Origin of the sequence: Streptomyces sp. NPDC088747, assembly GCF_044751025.1 — a bacterium.
Lineage (GTDB): Bacteria > Actinomycetota > Actinomycetes > Streptomycetales > Streptomycetaceae > Streptomyces.
In genome coordinates this window covers 304,659-324,488 of record NZ_JBIVKZ010000005.1, presented here as the reverse complement: position 1 = coordinate 324,488, position 19,830 = coordinate 304,659, and the positions used below count along the sequence as shown (strand labels likewise).

Annotated in this window: 17 protein-coding genes; 9 read left to right on the top strand and 8 right to left on the bottom strand. The window is 71.8% G+C overall.

Features of this window, described 5'->3' with window-relative positions:
* Positions 1 to 638: 638 nt before the first annotated feature.
* Positions 639 to 1,397, bottom strand: a complete 759-nt coding sequence (locus ACIP79_RS14780; RefSeq protein ID WP_401223123.1) for an SDR family oxidoreductase — start codon at positions 1,395 to 1,397, stop codon at positions 639 to 641.
* A 146-nt stretch (positions 1,398 to 1,543) separates the two neighbouring features.
* On the opposite strand from ACIP79_RS14780, the gene ACIP79_RS14775 reads away from it, so the two are divergent.
* Positions 1,544 to 3,190 (top strand): alkaline phosphatase D family protein, encoded by a 1,647-nt coding sequence (locus tag ACIP79_RS14775; protein WP_401223121.1) that lies wholly within the window; start codon positions 1,544 to 1,546, stop codon positions 3,188 to 3,190.
* Between the two features lie 127 nt (positions 3,191 to 3,317).
* Here the strand turns inward: ACIP79_RS14775 and ACIP79_RS14770 are convergent, their stop codons facing one another.
* On the bottom strand, positions 3,318 to 4,319 hold the full coding sequence (locus tag ACIP79_RS14770) for a Gfo/Idh/MocA family protein (RefSeq protein ID WP_401223119.1): 1,002 nt from the start codon (positions 4,317 to 4,319) through the stop codon (positions 3,318 to 3,320).
* A 191-nt stretch (positions 4,320 to 4,510) separates the two neighbouring features.
* On the opposite strand from ACIP79_RS14770, the gene ACIP79_RS14765 reads away from it, so the two are divergent.
* From ACIP79_RS14765 to ACIP79_RS14755, 3 genes are all read left to right on the top strand, one after another.
* On the top strand, positions 4,511 to 6,016 hold the full coding sequence (locus ACIP79_RS14765) for a multidrug effflux MFS transporter (RefSeq protein ID WP_401223117.1): 1,506 nt from the start codon (positions 4,511 to 4,513) through the stop codon (positions 6,014 to 6,016).
* 17 nt (positions 6,017 to 6,033) lie between these two features.
* Positions 6,034 to 7,143, top strand: coding sequence for a serine hydrolase domain-containing protein (locus ACIP79_RS14760; protein WP_401223430.1), 1,110 nt, complete (start codon positions 6,034 to 6,036; stop codon positions 7,141 to 7,143).
* A 177-nt stretch (positions 7,144 to 7,320) separates the two neighbouring features.
* The gene (locus ACIP79_RS14755; RefSeq protein WP_401223115.1) at positions 7,321 to 8,307 is read left to right on the top strand and encodes a small ribosomal subunit Rsm22 family protein; all 987 of its coding nucleotides are present in this window, start codon (positions 7,321 to 7,323) and stop codon (positions 8,305 to 8,307) included.
* Here the strand turns inward: ACIP79_RS14755 and ACIP79_RS14750 are convergent.
* The gene (locus ACIP79_RS14750) at positions 8,304 to 8,489 is read right to left on the bottom strand and encodes a DUF6243 family protein (RefSeq protein ID WP_401223113.1); all 186 of its coding nucleotides are present in this window, start codon (positions 8,487 to 8,489) and stop codon (positions 8,304 to 8,306) included. The genes ACIP79_RS14755 and ACIP79_RS14750 overlap by 4 nt on opposite strands.
* A gap of 130 nt (positions 8,490 to 8,619) precedes the next feature.
* Here ACIP79_RS14750 and ACIP79_RS14745 point away from each other — a divergent pair, with 130 nt between their 5' ends.
* Entirely contained in the window at positions 8,620 to 9,264 is a 645-nt protein-coding gene (locus ACIP79_RS14745; protein WP_401223111.1) for a TetR/AcrR family transcriptional regulator, read from the top strand.
* A gap of 182 nt (positions 9,265 to 9,446) precedes the next feature.
* Positions 9,447 to 10,175: a bifunctional DNA primase/polymerase gene (locus ACIP79_RS14740; protein WP_401223110.1), complete on the top strand. Its 729-nt coding sequence runs from the start codon at positions 9,447 to 9,449 to the stop codon at positions 10,173 to 10,175.
* Positions 10,176 to 10,272: 97 nt separating this feature from the next.
* On the opposite strand, the gene ACIP79_RS14735 is transcribed toward ACIP79_RS14740, so the two are convergent.
* The 5 genes from ACIP79_RS14735 to ACIP79_RS14715 all read right to left on the bottom strand — a co-directional run bounded on the left by ACIP79_RS14735 (position 10,273) and on the right by ACIP79_RS14715 (position 15,830).
* A complete protein-coding gene (locus tag ACIP79_RS14735; protein WP_401223108.1) occupies positions 10,273 to 11,295 on the bottom strand; it encodes a hypothetical protein in 1,023 nt (340 codons plus the stop codon).
* Entirely contained in the window at positions 11,243 to 12,133 is an 891-nt protein-coding gene (efeU, locus tag ACIP79_RS14730) for an iron uptake transporter permease EfeU (RefSeq protein ID WP_401223107.1), read from the bottom strand. Before efeU ends, ACIP79_RS14735 begins: the two co-directional genes overlap by 53 nt.
* 2 nt (positions 12,134 to 12,135) lie before the next feature.
* On the bottom strand, positions 12,136 to 13,395 hold the full coding sequence (efeB, locus tag ACIP79_RS14725; RefSeq protein WP_401223105.1) for an iron uptake transporter deferrochelatase/peroxidase subunit: 1,260 nt from the start codon (positions 13,393 to 13,395) through the stop codon (positions 12,136 to 12,138).
* Positions 13,396 to 13,407: 12 nt separating this feature from the next.
* Positions 13,408 to 14,559, bottom strand: a complete 1,152-nt coding sequence (gene efeO, locus ACIP79_RS14720) for an iron uptake system protein EfeO (protein WP_383681549.1) — start codon at positions 14,557 to 14,559, stop codon at positions 13,408 to 13,410.
* A 209-nt stretch (positions 14,560 to 14,768) separates the two neighbouring features.
* A complete protein-coding gene (locus ACIP79_RS14715; RefSeq protein ID WP_401223103.1) occupies positions 14,769 to 15,830 on the bottom strand; it encodes a hemin ABC transporter substrate-binding protein in 1,062 nt (353 codons plus the stop codon).
* Between the two features lie 140 nt (positions 15,831 to 15,970).
* Between ACIP79_RS14715 and ACIP79_RS14710 the strand changes: the two genes are divergently transcribed.
* The 3 genes from ACIP79_RS14710 to ACIP79_RS14700 all read left to right on the top strand — a co-directional run bounded on the left by ACIP79_RS14710 (position 15,971) and on the right by ACIP79_RS14700 (position 19,781).
* Positions 15,971 to 17,410: an HtaA domain-containing protein gene (locus ACIP79_RS14710; protein ID WP_401223101.1), complete on the top strand. Its 1,440-nt coding sequence runs from the start codon at positions 15,971 to 15,973 to the stop codon at positions 17,408 to 17,410.
* A 55-nt stretch (positions 17,411 to 17,465) separates the two neighbouring features.
* The gene (locus tag ACIP79_RS14705; protein WP_401223100.1) at positions 17,466 to 18,980 is read left to right on the top strand and encodes an HtaA domain-containing protein; all 1,515 of its coding nucleotides are present in this window, start codon (positions 17,466 to 17,468) and stop codon (positions 18,978 to 18,980) included.
* A gap of 120 nt (positions 18,981 to 19,100) precedes the next feature.
* On the top strand, positions 19,101 to 19,781 hold the full coding sequence (locus tag ACIP79_RS14700) for a PhzF family phenazine biosynthesis protein (RefSeq protein WP_401223098.1): 681 nt from the start codon (positions 19,101 to 19,103) through the stop codon (positions 19,779 to 19,781).
* The last annotated feature ends 49 nt before the right edge of the window (positions 19,782 to 19,830 follow it).

The following is a 19,830-nucleotide window of genomic DNA, read 5'->3' as shown; positions in this document are numbered from 1 at the left end:
TTCCCAGGGTCCCTAGGGCCTACTGCCAGGTAGCGGCTGTTGAGTCGGCTCCTGGTGAAGAACAGCGGGCCCGCCCGGTGCGCGTCTCCCGGTGGGACGGTGGATGGGCGTTACGGGGCGGGCCCGCGCCATTTCCGGGCGATTTTCGCGAGCGGCCGCGCGCTTTACCGGCTTCCTTCGCTTTCGCGTCACGGCACCGAGGGATTCCTTTTGCCACTCCCTCGCGCGGCGTCACGGAATTCCTTTGCGGGGTCCCCGGATACGCGATTTCCTCCGGTCCTCCCGCCACGCCGCCCCCGGTCCCGCCGCGGCGGCCGTCCCGGGGCGGGGTCCAGGTGAGCGGCGCGGGACGGCGTTGTCCGGGGAGTGCGGTGCAGCCGCCCGCGGCCCGGTGCACACCTCGCGGTCCCGTGCGAGGTCCGCCCCCATCCGGGCCGCGGAACGGCTGCCTCTCCCCCCTCGGTGTGGACCGTGGTTGTGCCCGTGGTCGTACCGAAGTCGTGTCCTCCAAGTGTGAAGCTCTGGTGGAGGAGGGGTCGAGCATATGCCCGTCACCGGGCTTTATGGTCCGGAGGTTCAGCTTCCGTTTGTGCAAGTTGAGGAGTTGACGAGGTGGGCGCGAGCCGGGCGCGGCCGGTTCAGCCGCGCCCCACGTACGGCATCGAGGTCGCCAGAACCGTCGCGAACTGCACGTTCGCCTCCAACGGCAGCTCCGCCATGTGCCGCACGGTGCGCGCCACATCGGCCACGTCCATCACCGGCTCGACCGCGGTCTCCCCGTTCGCCTGGAGGATTCCGGTTCGCATGCGCTCGGTCATGTCCGTCGCCGCGTTGCCGATGTCGATCTGACCGCAGGCGATCCGGTACGGACGCCCGTCCAGCGACAGCGACTTGGTCAGACCGGTCAGCGCGTGCTTGGTCGCCGTGTACGCCGCCGACAGGGGGCGCGGCGTGTGCGCGGAGATCGAGCCGTTGTTGATGATCCGGCCGCCCTGCGGATCCTGCTCCTTCATCAGCCGGTACGCCGCCTGCGCGCACAGGAACGCGCCGTTGAGGTTGGTGTCGACGACGTGCTTCCAGGCCTCGTAGGGCAGCTCCTCGAACGGGACCCCGCCCGGCCCGAACGTGCCCGCGTTGTTGAACAGCAGGTCGAGCCGCCCGAAGCGGTCCCGCACGGCGGCGAAGAGGGCGGCTACCTCGTCGGGGCGTGAGACATCGGCCCGTACGGCGATCGAGGGGCCCTCGGGGGCGAGGGCGGCCGTCTCCTCCAGGGTCTCGGGCCTGCGTCCGGCGAGCGCCACCGACCAGCCGGCGCCCAGCAGTTCCACCGCGACGGCGCGCCCGATGCCGGAGCCCGCCCCGGTGACCACCGCGATCTTCGTTTGCATGGCATTCATGGCCCGCAGGCTACTGGCAGCTCCGAGCGGGTGACGGGGATGCGCAACCCACACGTCACCGTCATCCGGATGTTGTGTACGTGCCAATCTGACGTCGACCCGGACCACTCCAATGACGGGCACCACCACCGTCAGGGGAGGGCCAGATGACACCCGCAAGCCACGAGCATCCGTCTCAGCACGCCCCCGAACTACGCGCCGTCGCCCGGCACGTCGGGCGCCGCCACTTCCTCACCCGGACCGCGGCGGCAGCCGCGGTCGCCTTCGCCGCCAACCTGCCGGGCGCGGGCGTGGCGAGCGCCGCCGAACTCGACGCCTCGAAGATCACCGAGAACCCCTTCACGACCGGGGTCGCCTCGGGCGACCCGCTGCCGGGATCCGTCCTCCTGTGGACACGGCTCGCACCCGCCCCGTACCAGCCGGACGGCGGCCTTCCCGCCGAACGTGTCACCGTGCACTGGGAGTTGGCCCACGACGAGCGCTTCCGACGGATCGTCAGACGCGGCACCGCCACCGCGCACCCCGAGTTCGGCCACACCGTGCACGTCGAGGTCGACCACCTCGCCCCCGGCCGGGTCCTCTACTACCGCTTCCGCACCGGCGGTTGGATCAGCGAGACGGGCCGCACCCGCACCGCGCCCGCCGCCAACGCACAGGCGTCCGCCCTCAAGTTCGCCGCCGTCTCCTGCCAGTCCTACACGGACGGCTACTTCACCGCGTACGGCCATCTCGCCCAGGACGACGTCGACGTGGTCTTCCACCTCGGCGACTACCTGTACGAGTACGCGGTCAACTCCGCCGGCGGCTACCGCAACTACACCGACCGGGTCATCCCCGACCTCTACAACCACGAGACCCTGACCCTGGAGGACTACCGCCTGCGGTACGCCCTCTACAAGTCCGACCCGGACCTTCGCGCCGCGCACGCCGCGCACCCCTTCCTGGTCACCTGGGACGACCACGAGACCGAGAACAACTACGCGGACGACATCCCCGAGAACGACGTGCCGCCGGAGGAGTTCCTGCTGCGCCGCGCCGCCGCCTACCGCGCGTACTGGGAGAACCAGCCGCTGCGCCGCCCGCAGCGGCCGGCCGGGCCCGACATGCAGCTCTACCGGCGGCTGCAGTGGGGCAGGCTCGCCCAGTTCGACATCCTCGACACCCGGCAGTACCGCTCCAACCAGGCCTACGGCGACGGCTCCGACCTCCCCGGCCCCGACATCGACGACCCGACGCGCACGATGACCGGCGAGAGCCAGGAACGCTGGCTGCTCGACGGCTGGCGCCGCTCGCGTGCGCTCTGGAACGTCGTCCCGCAGCAGGTCAACTTCTCCCAGCGGAAGCTGGACATCGCGCCGGTCGCCCGGCTGTCGATGGACTCCTGGGACGGCTACCGCGCCTCGCGCCGACGCGTCCTGGACGGGGCGAAGGCCGCCGGGGTCGAGAACCTGATGGTGCTCACCGGCGACGTGCACGTGGCGTACGCCTACGACATCAAGGACGACTTCGACGACCAGGCGTCGGCCACCCTCGGCACGGAGATCGTCGCCACCTCGATCTCCAGCGGCCGGGACGGCGCCGACAAGCCCGCCACCTGGGACACGTACACCGGCGCCAACCCGCACATGAAGTTCTACAACGGGCGGCGCGGCTATGTGACCGTCGAACTGGGCCGGGAGGCCGCCCGCGCGGACTTCAAGACGGTGACCGCCGTGACGACGCCGGGGGCGCCGATCACGACGGCGGCGTCGTTCGTGACGGAGGTGGGGGAGCAGGGCCTCAAGCCCGCCTGATCCCGGGGCGGTTGGCGTCCATGACCGTGATCCCTCCCCGGGCTCGCGGCGTCCGCGGGTCGGCGTCCGCCGGTCGGCGTCCGCGCGTCGGCGTCCGCGCGTCGGCGTCCGCGTGGCGGTGGACGCGTCAGTTCATGTCGGCGGGGTAGCGGACGCCGACGCGGTCCCGGATCGCGTCGAGCGTCCGCATCACGGCGAGCGTGCCGTCGAGGGGGACGAGCGGCGACTCCCGCTCGCCCGCCCGCAGCGCGCGCATGACCTCGGCGGCCTCGTGCTGGAGGCTGTTGCGGGGGCCGTGGGCGGGGTCGGCCGTGAACTCCTCGGGGTCGCGGCCCTCGCGGTGCACGACGAAGCGGTCCGCGAAGAAGAACCCGTCCGGGATGTCGATACGGCCCGCGGAGCCGGTGATCGAGGCGGCGGTGGGGGTGCCGCCGGTGATGGAGCAGTGCACCGAAGCGAGAGCACCGCTCTCGTAGGAGAGCACCGCACCCGTCTGGAGATCGATGCCCTCGTCGGAGAGCACCGCTCTCGCGACCACGTCCGAGGGCTCCCCGAGCAGCAACTGCGCGAAGGACACCGGGTAGACGCCGAGATCGAGAAGCGCGCCGCCGCCCTGCGCCGGATCACGCAGCCGGTGCGCGGGCGAGATGGGCGCGGAGATCCCGAAGTCGGCCTGCACGGTCCGCACCTCGCCGATCACACCGTCGTCGACGAGCGCCTTGAGCCGCCGGACCAGCGGATTGCAGTACGTCCACATCGCTTCCATCAGGAAGCGGTCGTGCCGCCGGGCGAGCGCGACGAGTTCCAGCGCCTCCCGCGAGTTCAGCGTGAACGCCTTCTCGCACAGCACATGGCGCCCGGCCTCCAGACACATCCCGGCCGCCGCCCGGTGCGCCGAGTGCGGAGTGGCGACGTACACCACGTCCACGTCCGCGTCCTCGGCGAGGGACGCCCAGTCCCCGTACGCCCTCGGAATCCCGAACCGTTCCGCGAACGCCTTCGCCGAGGCGTCCGTCCGCGAGGCCACGGCCACCACCTCGGCGTCCGGCATGTCCACGAGGTCGGCCGTGAACGCCGCGGCGATCCCGCCCGTCGCCAGAATCCCCCACCGCACGCGATCCACTGCCATCCCCGGCCCCTCGCTCCGTGACCGCCGCGGTCCACGTGACCCCGGCCGTCTCTGTTACCCATGCGGCCCGTGTGGCCTCTGAGGTCTCCGTGACCCCTGTGGTCTCCGTGACCTCTGTGGACTCTATGGCCCCGAACACTGTGTTCGAGCTGAGAGCATAGGTGGCGGATCACTCGGAGAGGGAGGGGCGCATGTCCGAGCGTGGCCGTACCACGCGGGAACAGCCGGGCGGGGAGAGCCGACAGGGCCACGGAGCCCGGCCGGAACACATACCGCAACCGGCGGTCACCGCGTCGACGTCTGCCGCCTCGACGTCCGCCGTCCCCACGCCGGTGCCCACATCCAGCCCCACGCCGGTCTCCACGCCCGTTGCCGTGTCGCCCGTCGCCGCGACGCACGCCCCCGCGACGCCCGGCGTACGGGACTCCAGTGCCCTCCGTCGCACCGGACTCCTCGTCACCCTGGTCCTGGGCGGGCTCACCGCCACGCCGCCGTTGGCGATGGACATGTACCTCCCCTCGCTGCCGGCGGTCACCGAGTCCCTGAACGCCCCCGCCGCGACCGTGCAGCTCACCCTCACCACCTGCCTCGCGGGCATGGCGCTCGGGCAGTTGGTCGTCGGCCCGATGAGCGACAGGTGGGGCCGCCGCAGGCCGCTCCTCGTCGGCCTGGTCATCTACATCCTGGCCACCGCACTGTGTGCCGTCGCCCCGAACATCGGGCTCCTCGTCACCTTCCGCCTCGTCCAGGGCCTCGCGGGCGCGGCCGGAATCGTCATCGCGCGGGCGGTCGTCCGCGACCTCTACGACGGCATGGAGATGGCCCGTTTCTTCTCCACCCTCATGCTGATCTCCGGCGTCGCGCCCGTCGTCGCGCCGCTCATCGGGGGCCAGATCCTGCGTGTCACCGACTGGCGGGGCGTGTTCGTGGTCCTCACCGTCGTCGGCGTCGCGCTGACCACGGTCGTCTGGTTTCGGCTGCCCGAGACCCTCGCGCCCGCCGACCGGCACGGCGGCGGCGTCGGAGAGGCGCTGCGGGCGATGCGCGGACTGCTCGCCGACCGGATCTTCACGGGGTACATGCTCACGGGCGGATTCACCTTCGCCGCGCTGTTCGCGTACATCTCCGCCTCGCCGTTCGTGATCCAGGAGATCTACGGCGCCTCCCCGCAGACCTTCAGCCTGCTCTTCGGCGTCAACTCCATCGGCCTGGTGATCGTCGGCCAGGTCAACGGCAGGATCCTGGTCGGCCGGGTCGGCCTTGACCGGGTCGTCGCGTTCGGCCTGGCGGTCGTCACCCTCGCCGCGGCCGCGCTGCTGCTGATGTCCACGGGCGCCTTCGGCGAGGCCGGGCTCGTGCCGGTCGCCGCCGCGCTGTTCGTGCTGATGTCCGCGATGGGCGTGGCGCTGCCCAACGCCCAGACGCTGGCCCTGATGCGGGTCAGGTACGCCGCGGGTTCCGCGTCCGCGCTCCTGGGCACCACCTCCTTCCTGGTCGGCGCGATCGCCTCACCCCTCGTCGGGATCGCGGGCGAGCGCACCGCCGTCCCGATGGCGGTCGTCCAACTGGCGGCGGTACTGGTGGCGGCCGCCTGCTTCGTGGGATTGTGCCGTCCCTGGGAAGGGGGGTCCTCCCGCTCGAACTCGGCCGAGAGCGGGGGAGTGGGCACCTCGGACGGAAAGGCGGCGGACCGCTGAGCGCACCGAGACTGCGCATCGACTCACCGGAACGGGCCGGCCTCGACCCCGGCGAACTCAAGCACCTCGTACGGGAGGTCCGCGCCCTCACCGGCGGAACGGACCCGTGGGCGGCGGGCGTCGTGCTGGTCGCCGGGCGCGGCCCCGTCATCGCCGTCGAGGAGGCGGCGGGGTGGGCGGTCCGCTATGCCTCCTACGACGAGGAGACGGAGACGGGGATCGAACTGCCGTCCGGAACACGGGTGTCCACGACGATCCACACACCCTTCGACCTGGCCTCGCTCACCAAACTGTTCACGGCCGTCGCCGCGGTGCAGCAACTGGAGCGCGGCACGCTCGGTATCGACGCGCGCGTCGGTGCCTATCTGCCGGACTTCCGCGCGGCCGTCGAACACGGCGTGACCGTAAGGCAGTTGCTCACGCACACCTCCGGGCTGCGCCCCGAACTCCCGCTCTACGACTTCCCGGACGACCGGGCGCGGCTCGCGCTGCTCCGCGCGGAGGCGCCCGTGTCGGAACCGGGGGAGTACGTCTACTCGGACGTGAACCTGCTGCTCCTCCAGCACGTCCTGGAGCGCATCACCGGGCGCACGCTGGACGTCCTCGTGCGTGACGGGATCACCCGCCCGCTCGGGATGACGGCCACCGCGTTCGGCCCCTGCCCCGGGGCTGCCGCCACCGAGGACCAGCGGTGGCCGTGGGCCAAGGCGGACCGGGGCATGCTGCGTGGCGTGGTCCATGACGAGAACGCCTGGGCGCTCGGCGGGGTGGCGGGCCACGCTGGCCTCTTCTCCACCGCCCGCGACCTCGCCGTCTTCTGCCGCACGATCCTCGCGGGCGGCTCCTACGGTCCCGCCCGCATCCTCGGCCCCGACTTCGTCGAGCTGATGCTCACGCCGCCCGGTCTCGGGTTCGCCCTCGACCAGCCGTGGTTCATGGGCGGCCTCGCGGGACGCGGTGCCGCGGGGCACACGGGTTTCACGGGCACCTCGCTCGTACTGGACCCGGCGACGGACACCTTCCTGGTGCTGCTGGCCAACACGGTCCATCCCCGCCGCCGTCCCGCCGACAACGCGCCGCGGGCGGCGGCGGGTACGCGGCTGGCACGGGCGGTGCGGGGGGCCTGACTTTCAGCCCGTCCGGCGTTTGAGGACGAGCGCGAAGCGCGAAAGCGGGGGTCTGGGGGCGCAGCCCCCGGATACGGGACGGGAAGGGGCGGAGGGGGCGAGAACGCGTCCACCCCGCCCCCGTCGCCGGGCACGCGACGGACCGGACCCCCGTCCGGCCGACCGTAGAATCACCGCGTGAACGTCGCCCCCGCCGAAACCCTCCGCTCCGCCCTCGCGGGCCTCCTCGACGGCCTCCCCCCGAAGGCGGCCTCGCAGGCGGTGGAGCGGCTGATCGCGAACTACCGGGGGCAGACCCCGACGCACACCCCGATCCTCCGCGACCGCTCGGACGTGGTCGCGTACGCGGCGTACCGGATGCCCGCGACGTTCGAGGCGGTACGCGCGGCGCTGGACGCGTTCGCGGACACGGTGCCCGAGTGGTCACCGGCGAGTCACGTGGACGTCGGCGGCGGCACCGGCGCGGCGACCTGGGCGGTCAACGCGACCTGGGAGGGCGCGCGCCCCGTCACGGTGCTCGACTGGGCGGAACCGGCCCTCGCGCTGGGCCGGGAGATCGCCGCGGCCAACCCGGAGTTGAAGTCCGCCGAGTGGCACCGCTCTCGTATCGGAGCGGCGCTCTCCATCGAGAGCACTGATCTCGTCACAGTCTCCTACGTCCTGGGCGAACTGACCGCCGCCGACCGCGCCTCCGTCGTCGACGCCGCCGCGTCCGCCGCCCGAGCCGTCGTCATCATCGAGCCCGGCACCCCCGACGGCTACGCCCGCGTCATCGAGGCCCGGGACCGCCTGATCGGCGCCGGGTTCCGGATCGCCGCGCCCTGTCCGCACAGCGCCGGCTGCCCGATCGTCCCCGGCGAGGACTGGTGCCACTTCTCGGCCCGGGTGAGCCGTTCCTCCCTGCACCGCCAGGTCAAGGGCGGCTCCCTGCCGTACGAGGACGAGAAGTTCAGCTATGTCGCCGCGACCCGTTTCCCGTCGGACCCGGCGCCGTCCCGAGTCGTCCGCCGACCGCAGATCCGCAAGGGCCAGGTGCTGCTCGACCTGTGCGAGACCGAGCCCTCGCTGCGCCGGGAGACGGTGACCAAGCGCCACGGGCTGCTGTACCGAGCGGCCCGCGACGCCGACTGGGGCGACGCGTGGCCCCCGCCCCAGGAGGACTAGCTCCGCTCCTCCGCCGTACGGCGTTCCTCCCGCAGCCTGCGCAGGAGTTCACGCTTCTGGGCCCGCGGGTCCAAGCCGCCGCCGATCCGGCCGCCCCCGCCGCCGCCGCGCAGCGCCTCGCGGCCCAGATTGCTGCGGGTGCCGCCGACTCCCAGGGTGTTTCCGCTTCCGCCTCGGGTCATCTCTGCCTCCTCGCGTTTTTCCGACGTACGTCCGATCCGGTGCACCAGCGTGACGATACGTATCGTCTCGCCGTTGCCTCTTCACTTTGCGGCGAGACGCATCGTCTTGTCAACCTGGTAAATTCGCCCCATGGTCCAGAAGCCCAGCCCGTCCGCCCCGCCCGCGGGCAAGCCCGCCCCCGACTCCACCCGCCGCAGCGAGAAGTCCCGCCGCGCGATCTACGACGCCGCCCTCGCCCTCGTCGGCGAGGTCGGCTACCCGAAGACCACCATCGAGGGCATCGCCGCCCGCGCCGGCGTCGGCAAGCAGACGATCTACCGCTGGTGGTCGTCCAAGGCGGAGGTGCTGCTGGACGCCTTCACGGACCTGGGGGAGCAGACCTCGCGGGAGGCGGGGCAGAAGCCGTACGAGATCCCCGACACCGGAGATCTGGAGACCGACCTCAAGCTCGTCCTGCGGGCCACCGTCGACGAACTCCTCGATCCGAGGTTCGAGATCCCCTCCCGCGCGCTGGCCGCCGAGGGCGTCGTCAACGAACAGGTGGGCGTCGAGTTTGTGACCAGGCTCCTGGAGCCCTCCCTCCAGCTGTACGTGAAGCGGCTGCGCTCCGCCCAGGAGGAGGGCCAGGTACGCCGGGACATCGACCCCCGTATCGCCCTGGAACTCTTCGTCTCCCCGCTCGCCCAGCGCTGGCTCCAGCGCACCGGCCCGATCACCCACGCCTACACCGACGCGCTGGTCGACTACGCCCTCAACGGCCTCGCCCCGCGCTGAAAGGCGGACGGTTCCCGCTCCGCCTCGGCGAGATAAATCACACCAAAACAGGGGAAGGCGCCTGATTACCGCCGCAGGCGCATCGCCCCCACCCACCCCGGATGTCGGCTCTGGCCACCCGAGGCGCAGGATGGTGGGACCATGAAGCAGGACGTGGGTACTACCGCCAGGCGAGGGGATACATGAGCGCAGAGTTCGGCCGCCGGTCCGGTGCGCAGGGCAGGATCTCCCAGTGGCTGCGCGGACGCCGCCCCAAGGAGACCGCCGACGACGACGGCGGGCGCGAGGCCCTGCTGCTCGCCGCTGCCGCCGCCGGACTGCCGCTCGCGCAGGCCGCGTACCCCTCCGGGTACCGGTGCTCCTGTGACCGCGTCGGCTGTCCGACCCCCGCGCGCCACCCGGTCTCCTTCGCCTGGCAGACCCAGTCCACGACCGACCGCGCCCAGATCGAGCGCTGGGCCAGGCACCAGCCGCAGGCCAACTTCATCACCGCGACCGGCATGGTGCACGACGTTCTCGACGTGCCGCTGGAGGCCGGGCGCGAGGCGCTTGAGCGGCTGCTGGCCTCCGGGATCGACGTCGGGCCCGTCGCCCAGTCCGGCACCGACCGCATGCTGTTCTTCACGGCCACCCGCGGTACGCCCGAGGACGAGGACGAGTGGTGGCCCTGTGAGCTGGACTGCCACCCCGAGACGATGGACGAGCACCCCGGGCTGCGCTGGCACTGCCGCGGTTCGTACGTCCTGGTGCCGCCGGCCCAGCTCCCCGGTGACCTGACGGTCGACTGGGTGCGCGGCCCCGAGCATCCCCTGCCGGACCCGCTCACCATCCTGGAGATCCTCACCGACGCCTGCGCCCGCTACGTCGGCGACGGCTCGGACCAGCTCGCCGCCTGGCCGCACCGGGGCTGAAGGGGCCGCGTCGAGGCTGACGGGGGCGCACCGAGGCTGATGGGCCCGCACCCGACGGGTGGCCGCAACCGACCGGAGCCGGAGGCCGAGGGGCGGGCTACTCGCCCTTGGCCCCCGTAAGACCCTGCACCCGGCTCAGGAACGTCACCCGCTGGTCACCCGAGCCCTTCGCCGGGTCGAGCACCGCTTCGTTGGAGACGAACTCCAGGGTGAGGGACTGCTTCACGTCGCCGGTCATCAACGCCTTGATGTTCTTGTCGGAGACGGTGATGTTGACGCCCCGCGCCGCGGTCTGCTTCTCGAAGTGGCGCGTGGCGAAGAAGACCAGCGCCCCGCCGCCCTTCAGCCGCAGCCCGACCGGCGCGTAGTCACCGGAGTTCAGCGGCTCGTCGACGTACTGCCGGGCCAGACCGGGCCTGCTCGCGTTCTTCTCCCGCAGCGCCCGCCACTGGGAGGTGTGCGCGCCCGGCGCGAAGGCGTCGCCGCCGCTCGCCAGGTAGGTCGTGTACGCCCGGCCCAGTTCGGCGGGTTCGACCGCGAGGGCCGCGTCGTTCGCCGTGACCGGCCGAGCCCAGCCGTCCGCGTCCTTCTCGAACTCCGGTACGTCGGCGGCGGCGAGGACCGTCAGATACGAGGCCTCCCACACGTCGCTCGCGCTGCCCCGGGTGAACACGAGCAGCCAACGGCTGTTGTCCGAACCCCTGTCGGCCCGGGTGTCGGCCAGGAACCAGCGAGGCCAGCCCGCCTTCGCGGGGATGGTGAACTTCGCGTCGGTCAGCGTCAGCGGAGTGTGCTCCGGGTTGCCCGCGGGGTTGTTCTCGTGCCCGGCGTCCAGCTTCGCGCCGTCGATGTCGGCGAGCGGGCCGGTGACCTGCCCGGCGTCCAGCGAGCGGTCGTTCGCCTTGTCCGCCGCGTTGTAGGCGGTGGTGAAGTCGTCGAGCGCGCGGGCGGCTTCCGGCTCGGTCGCCGCCGGCACGATCTCCCGCTCTCCGTGCACCACCACACAGCCGCTCGCCGTGACCGCCAGAACGGTCACCGTCCCCGTCGCCAGGGCGAATCGGCCGAGTCTACGAAGCCTTCGAGTGGTGCGATCCCCGCGTACCCTGCGATCCCTGCTCATCAGGTGTCTTCACCCTCCCCTTCCCGGAGGCGAACCCTACCGGGGCAAGGAAAATCGCGAGCGTCGGGACCAGATACAGCGCCCACACCGTGACCTGGAGGACGGTCGGATCGGGCTGGAAGTTGAAGACGCCCTTGAGGAGGGTGCCGTACCAACTGTCCGGCGGAATGGCGCCGCTGACGTCGAACGCCCTGTTCGTCAGGCCCGGCAGGAAGTCGGCCTCCTGGAGGTCGTGGAAGCCGTACGCCAGTACCCCCGCGGCGACGACGACCAGCATGCCGCCGGTCCAGGTGAAGAACTTCGCCAGGTTGATGCGCAGCGCGCCCCGGTAGAAGAGCCAGCCCAGCAGGACCGCGGTGGCCAGGCCGAGCAGCGCGCCGAGCAGGGGCTCGAAGGTGCCGTCCTCGGAACCGGCCGCGTGCACCGACGTCCACACGAACAGCGAGGTCTCCAGGCCCTCCCGGCCGACCGCGAGGAACGCCGTGACGACCAGCGCGCCGGTGCCCATCAGCAGCGCCGAGTCCAGCTTGCCGTGCAGTTCGGCCCGCAGGTGCCGGGCGGTGCGCCGCATCCAGAAGACCATCCAGGTCACCAGGCCCACGGCCACGATCGACAGCGAACCGCCGAGCGCCTCCTGCGCCTTGAACGTCATCTCCTGGGAGCCGTACTCCAGGCCGAAGCCGAAACCGAGCGAGATCAGCACGGCGGCGGCGATGCCGATCCAGATCGGCCGCAGGGCCTCGCGGTGTTCGGTCTTCACCAGGTAGGCGATGAGGATGCAGACGACCAGGCTGGCCTCAAGGCCTTCGCGCAGGCCGATCAGATAGTTCGCGAACACGGCTAGGCCTCCTCGGAGAACAGCGCCCGGCCCCACCAGTCGTCCTTGTCCCGGACGCCCGGTGGGATCGCGAAGACCGCCGAACCCACATGCTGGATGTACTCGTTGAGCGGATCGACGGACAGACTGCGCTGCACCGGGATGAAGCCGGTGCGCACGTCGCGCTGGTAGGCGAGGAAGAACAGGCCCGCGTCCAGGCGCCCGAGGCCGTCGGTGCCGTCGGTGAAGGAGTAGCCGCGGCGCAGCAGCGTCGCCCCGTCGTTGGAGTCGGGGTGCGCGAGGCGTACGTGGGCGTCGGGTTTCATCGCCTTCAGGAACGGCTCGTCGCGTTCCTTGGCCTTGCCGACCGGGGCGCCCTCGCCCTTGTCGCGGCCGAAGATGTCCTCCTGCTCCTGGAGGGGGGTGCGGTCCCAGGTCTCGATGTTCATGCGGATGCGCCGGGCGACGAGGTAGGAACCCCCGGTCATCCAGGCCGTGGCCGGCGTGCCGTCCTTGGCGTCCGCCCACACGAACTTCTTCAGCCGGTCGGTCTCGGTCCCCGCGATGTTGCGGGTGCCGTCCTTGAAACCCATGAGGTTACGAGGGGTCTGCGCGTCCGGCGTCGTGGAGGAGGTCTTGCCGAAGCCCAGCTGGGACCAGCGCATGACGACCTTGCCGAAGCCGATCCGGGCGAGGTTGCGGATGGCGTGCACCGCGACCTGTGGGTCGTCCGCGCAGGCCTGGACGCACAGATCGCCGCCGCTGCGGTTCGCGTCCAGGTTGTCGCCCGCGAACTTCGGCAGGTCGACGAGCGCCTCCGGCCGCCGCTGAGCCAGGTCGAACTTCTCGAACAGGGAGGGCCCGAAGCCGATCGTCAGCGTCAGCCGCGAGGGATCCAGGCCCAGCGCCTCACCGGTGTCGTCCGGCGGTGCCTCGGCGAGACCGCCGAACGCGCCCTCGCCGACCGGGCGTCCGGCGGTGACCCGCCGCGCCGCCTCGGTCCAGTCCTTCAGCAACTGGACGAACTCGGAGCGGTCGTCCGTCTTCACGTCGAACGCGGCGAAGTGCAGCCGGTCCTGCACGGGCGTCGCGATCCCTGCCTGGTTCGCCCCGTGGAACGCGATCGCGCCCCCGGAACCGGAGCCGGCCGGGTCCACGTCGTCGCCGGTACGGGTCATCGCCACCGCGCCGCCGGCCGCGGCGGCACCGAGCGCGAGCCCGGCGCCGCCCCAGCCGATCAGCGAGCGCCGGGAGGGAGCGGAGCCGCCGGAGGTGTCCGTCATGGTGGCCCCCGCCTACTTCACGACGGCGGCGGCGAGCTTGGAGAGCGGCTCGGCGAGCGCGTTGACCGCGTCCGAGAGCTCCTTGCGGTCCGCGTCGCCGACCTTGTCGTACGAGGTGAAGTCGTAGGAGGTCTTGTCCGCGCGGTAGTTGTCGAGCAGCGTGTTCAACGCGGCGAACTGCTTGTCGAGTTCCTTGGTCAGCGCCGCGTCGTTCTCGGCGGCGACCGGCTTCAGCAGTGCGTACGACTTCTCCGCGCCCTCGACGTTCGCCTTGAAGTCGACCAGGTCGGTGTGCGAGTAGCGCTCCTCCTCGCCGGTGACCTTGCCGGTGGCGACCTCGTCGAGGAGTTCCTTGGCGCCGTTGGCCATGGAGGTCGGGGTGATCTCGGCCTTCCCGACGCGCTTCTGCCAGTCGGTCAGGTCGGTGAGGAGCTGGTCGGCGAGCTCGGAGTCCCGGTCGGTGAGCTTCTTGTCCTTCCAGAGCGAGCGCTCCAGCCGGTGCCAGCCGGTCCAGTCCGTCTCCGGGTCCTGGCCCTCCTCCAGGCCGTCCTCGCGGACGTCCACCTTCGGGTCGATGTCACCGAAGGACTCGGCGACCGGCTCGGTGCTCTCCCAGCCGATGCGCGAGGGAGCGTACGCCTTCTTCGCGGCCTCCAGGTCGCCCGCCTTCACGGCGTCGGTGAAGACCTTGACCTTGGGCAGCGTGGCGTCGGCCTGCGCCTGGACGTAACCGCGGTACGCGGCCACGGCCTTGTCGAGCCGCGGGTCGCGCTTGGCGACCGTGCCGCCGGTGACCTTGACGTCCTGCCGGATGCCGTCGCCCTTCATACCCGGCTTGCAGGCGATGGTGTAGTCGCCGGCCTTCACCTCGGCGGTGACCCGCTGCCTGGTGCCAGGCCCGATGTTCTCGCGCTCGGTGACGATCCGGTCGTCCGGGAAGAGGAGGTAGACCTCGGTCACCTTGGAGCCCTTGTTCTCCACGGCTATCTCGACGTGCCCGGCGGGGAACTCCTTCTTGGACACCTCGCACGAGGAGTCGGTGGCGGTCACCTCGATGACGCCGTCACCGCTCTTGGCATCGCTCTTCTCGGTGCAGCCGGTGACGGCGGTGAGGGCGGCCGCGGCGGCGACAGCGGTGGCGACGGAGAGACGGACGGGGCGCATCGGGGCTCCAAGCGAGGGCTCAACGGGTCACAAAGAACTCAAAGATCCGGGTAAGGCGGACCTAACTTAACTGAGGCTTACCCGAGCGCCACCCGTACGTCCAGTGATTCAGCTCTCATGAGCGACCAGGGGACACGGCCAGATCTCGGTGGCTCAATCCGCACCCCATGAATGGGCAAAGAACGGGTCAAGAACCCCTTCCGGCAGCGTTATCCGGCGTCTCCGTACAGCTGGCCGACGATCGACTTCAGTACCTCGTCCGTGCGCGGCCCGTAGTTGAGGAGCACGCCGTCCTCGATCGAGACGACCCGGCGCGCCATGCCTGCCGGGGTCTGCGCGACACCGGGGATCGCGACCAGGCCGTCGATCCCGCCGACCGACTCAAGTCCCTTGCTCATCACGAGGATCGCGTCGGGAGCGGCCTTGGCGAGCGCCTCGGCGGTGATGGTCGTGAAGTCCTTCGTCAGACCCGACTCGGCGCCCGCGTCGATCGCTCCGGCCGCTTCGAGCAGTGAGGTGGCTCCCGAGCCCTTCCCGCCGATGAGGTAGACGGAGGCGGAGCCGCGGACGTAGAGGAAGGCGACGCGCGGATGTTCCTCGCGGGCCGGAACCGCCGCGCGTACGGCGGCGATCCGGTCCTGCGAGCGCTCGGTGAGCCGCTTCCCGTCGGCCGGTACGCCGAGGGCGTCGGCCACCGCCCGGATGCGCGGGCCCACGTCGTCGAGGCCCTGCGCCGGGTCGACGACCAGGACCGGGACGCCCGCGGCGCGGATCTGCTCCATGGCCTCGTCGGGGCCGGTGGTCGTCTCGGCGAGGACGAGGTCGGGCCGGAGGGAGAGCACGCTCTCGGCGGAGACGTCGTGATTGCGGGTGACGACCGGCAGTTCCGCCGCCTGCGCGAAGGTGGCGGTGATGTCACGGGCGACGACCCGCTCGCCCAGCCCGAGCGTGAACACGATCTCGCTGAGGCTGCCGGAGAGCGGGACGATCCGGTCGGCGGACTCGATCGTCACCCGCTCGCCGCCGGACGAGCCGACGGTGACGGGGAGTCGGGGCTTCGCCGGATCCGTGAGGGGTTCGACCCGGTCGGCGCCGGCCGAGGCCGAGGCGGGTGCCTTCTTCGCGGACTCCGCGCTCTCGGCCGGGCCCGTACATCCGGTCGCGGCCGTCAGAAGGGCCAGCGCGGACAGCAGGGCGCCCGCCAGCCGTGCGCGCCGCCCGATTCGCGTCGGCTGCGGCGTTCGCGGACGGTGGGCCGTCCCGTCTCTCATCTTCGTCCATCCGTTCTCGCGGTCCTCTTCCGGCATCTGCGGAGATAGCTTAGGTTAGCCTTACCTTAGCTTCTTGCCTTTCCGGCCATCGGTGGCCGGTTCCTGACTTCGTTTCCTGACTTCGTATCCGGAGGACACCCATGTCCGTGCGCCTCAGAGCCCTGATCGGCGCGGTCTGCGTGGCCGTGCTGGGAGCTCTGCTTCCCGCCACCGCGGCGCACGCCGCCGGCCGAAGCGTGCAAGGCGGCCGGCTCGACTGGGGCATCAAGTCCTCCTTCCAGAGCTATGTCACCGGCCCGATCGCCAAGGGGAGTTACTCCCTCACCGGCGGGGCGGCCACCGTCGGTGCGGGCCAGTTCCGCTTCCACTCGGCGACGGGCACCTACGACGGCGACACCGGCGCCTTCTCGGCCGCCTTCTCCGGCGGGGTCCACTTCGTCGGGCACAAGGACGCCGACGGCGGTTACCAGCTCGACCTCACGATCAGCCGCCCCACCGTCCGCGTCTCCGGCGGCAGCGGCACCCTCTACGCCGACATCAGCAGCAGGGCGAAGGGCACGGGGGCGGTCACGACGTCCTCACAGGTACCCTTCGCCTCGCTCTCCCTCGGCGGGATCGAGATGAAGGGCGGCGGTGACACCGTCCAGCTCAACAGCCTTCCCGCCACGCTGACTTCACAGGGCGCGCGGTCCTTCGCCGGCTACTACACGGCCGGAACCGCGCTGGACCCGGTGAGCCTGTCCGCCGACGTGCTGCCCGCGGCCACCACACCGAAGGCGACCGGCACTCCGACGCCCCAGGCCACCAAGTCCGCGCAGAAGAAGGAGACTTCGGGCGCCATCGTGAACGGCGCCGTCGACTGGGGAGTACGCCGCACCTTCCGGGAGTACGTCACCGGTGACATCGCGAAGGGCGAGTGGACCCTGTCGTCGGGAGCACAGGACGGCGGCGCGCTCTTCCGCTTCCCCCGCGGCGAGGGGACCTACGGGAAGAGCGACCGCTCGCTGGAGGCCGAGTTCGCGGGCACGGTGCGCTTCACCGGCGAACAGGGCCTCGACCTGGAACTGAGCGGCGTCCGGGTCACCGTCGAGGACGCCAGGGGCACGCTGTACGCCGATGTGGCCGGCGCCGGCTTCGAGGGCGAGAGGGTCGCGCTCGTCACCTTCACGGCCAAGGACCTCACCCCGCGCGACGGCCTCGTCGAGCTGACCGAGGCGCCGACGAAGCTCACCGCGCGGGGCGCGAAGGCCTTCGGCGGGATGTACCAGGCGGGCACCGTGATGGACCCCCTCTCGCTCGCCGTCGCCCTCACCGAGGACGCGACGCTGCCCGCCCTGCCCGACCTGGGCAGTTCGGCCACCGGGAGCGCCTCCCCCTCGGCCTCCGCGAAGGCGGCCGAGACCGATACCGACACGACCGGCACCGACACGACCGAGGCCGCCGCGAGCACCTCGGGCGGCGCGCCGGTCCTCCCCATCGGCCTGGCGGCCGGCTTCCTGCTGCTGGCGGGCGCGGTCTACGCGTTCGTCCTCCGCGGGCGCCGGGCCCGCAAGGCCGCCGCGGTCCCCGACGAGGACTGAACCCCCTTACACCGTCCGCCCTTTCGCGGACCACCCACCAAGGAGAACCACCGTCATGTCCGTCAGATCCCGTCGTCCTCTCGCCCTCGCCGCAGCCGTCGCGACGGCCGCCGCACTGGGCGCCACCGCGCTCGCCACCATCGGTGCCTCCAGCGCGGCGGCGGCCGAAACCCCCCTCACCGGCTACGAGTTGACGTGGGGCATCAAGGAGTCGTACCGCTCCTACGTGACCGGCGCCTACGCGAAGGGCACCTTCACGACGGCGGACGGCGCCTCCCAGGCCGCGAGCAACGGCGCGTTCACCTTCGTGGACGGCACCGGCACCTACGACACCACCGCGCACACGCTCGGCCTCGGCTTCAAGGGCAGCCTGCGCGTCGTCTCCCAGGCGCACGGCTTCGACATCACGCTGACCGACGTGAAGTTCGACAGCGCCACCACCGAGATCACCGCCGACGTGACGAAGACGACCGCCGCGGCGGCGGGCGCGACGCCGGTCACCACGAAGTCGGACGACGTGCCGCTCGCCACGGTGACCGTCACGCGCGACATGAAGGACATGGCGACCAAGCTCACGGCCGAGGCGGCGGACGTCCTCGGCAGCGCGAGCTACAAGGACGCGGCCGGTGACCCCGTGACGCTGGTGCAGAAGACCGTGTCCCAGTCCCCGACCCCGACCGTGACGCCGAGCCCCACGGAGACGCGGACCACGACTCCCACGCCGACCGCCACGCAGACCACGACGCCGTCACCCACCCGGACGAGCGCCTCGCCCTCCGAGAGCGCCGCCACCAAGGGCGACATCGTCGACGGCACCCTCGGCTGGGGCGTGAAGCAGTCCTTCCGCACGTACGTCGTGGACGGCGTCGCCAAGGGCACGATCACCGCGTCCGGCGGCGCGACCCAGGCCACCGGCAACGGCGTCTTCACCTTCGTGGACGGCACCGGCACCTACGACACCGACGCCGGCACCCTCTCCGCCGCCTTCGAGGGCTCGGTGAACTTCAAGGGCCACGAGGAGAGCGGCGCGTACGGCCTCGACCTCACCCTCAGCGACCTGAAGGCCGAACTCGACGGCGGGTCCGGCGAGTTGACCGCCGACGTCGAGAGCCTCGGCGAGGAGTCCGACGACGTCGTCCTCGCGAAGCTCAAGGCATCCTCGGCCGAACTGACCGCGGACGACGACGTCATCACCCTCGACGATGTCACCGCCACCCTGACGGACGCGGGCGCCGAGGCGTTCGGCGGCTTCTACACCACCGGCACCGCGCTCGACCCGCTGGACCTGTCGGTGGCGCTGAGCGAGGACGCCCAACTCCCCTCCGACGACGAGTCGGAGACGGCCGGCACCGGCGGCACGTCCGGCGGATCCGGCACCACGGGCGGCACCGGCACCACCGGCTCGACCACGGGCGGCACGACCGGCGGGACGACCGGCGGCACGGGCGGCGCGCTCGCCTCGACCGGCTCCGAGGTCCCGGTGGGCGCGCTCGGCGCCGCGGCGGCGGTGACCGTCGCGGCGGGCGCTGGTGTGGTCGTCGCGACGCGCAGGCGGCGCCTGGCCTCGTAGTCCGCGCGTCCACGGGCGCGTTCGACCTCGTCGGCCCGCCCCGGTCCGTCCGGCCACCGCTCCGCGGCGGTCCCGTGGACCGGGGCGGGCCGATCGTACGACTGGTGTTTGAATGCCGGAGTGACTGAATACGACGTGCTGCGGGTCTTCTGCGGTCCCGGCGGGCGACACGGCAAGGAACTCGGGGTCGTCCGCGAGGGCTCCGTGCTGCCTGACCCCGGGGAGCGGCAGCTGTTCGCCGGCAAACTCGGTTTCGGCGAGACCGTGTTCGTGGACGACCCCGAGCGCGGGGTCATCGACATCTGCACGCCCGGCGTCCGGCTTCCGTTCGCGGGATGTCCCTGCGTCGGCGCGGCCTGGCTCCTCGACGTGCCCGAACTCGTCACGCCCGCCGGGGTCGTGGGCACCCGGCTCGACGGCGAGTTCAGCTGGATCGAGGCGCGGCCCGAGTGGGCGGCGCCGCGGACGCTGCGGCAGTACGCCACGGCCGGCGAGGTCGAGGCGCTCGCCGTGCCGGGGGCGGGGGCGGGAGTGTCTCCCTCGCCTCTCGGGCAATGGGGGAGGACCTACGCCTGGGCCTGGGAGGACGAGGCGGCGGGGCGGGTGCGGGCCCGCGGGTTTTCCGGGCGTGGGGACGGGGTCGAGGAGGACGAGGCCACGGGGGCGGCGGCGCTCTTGCTGACCGCCCGGCTGGGGCGGGCGCTCAACATCGTCCAGGGGGCCGGGTCGCAGATACTCACGGCGCCGCAGCCGGGGGGCTGGGTGGAAGTGGGGGGTCGGGTGCGGCTGCTGCGGGGCTGAGGGTTTTCTTTCGCCCCCTCCGCCCCTTCCCGTCCCGCATCCGGGGGCT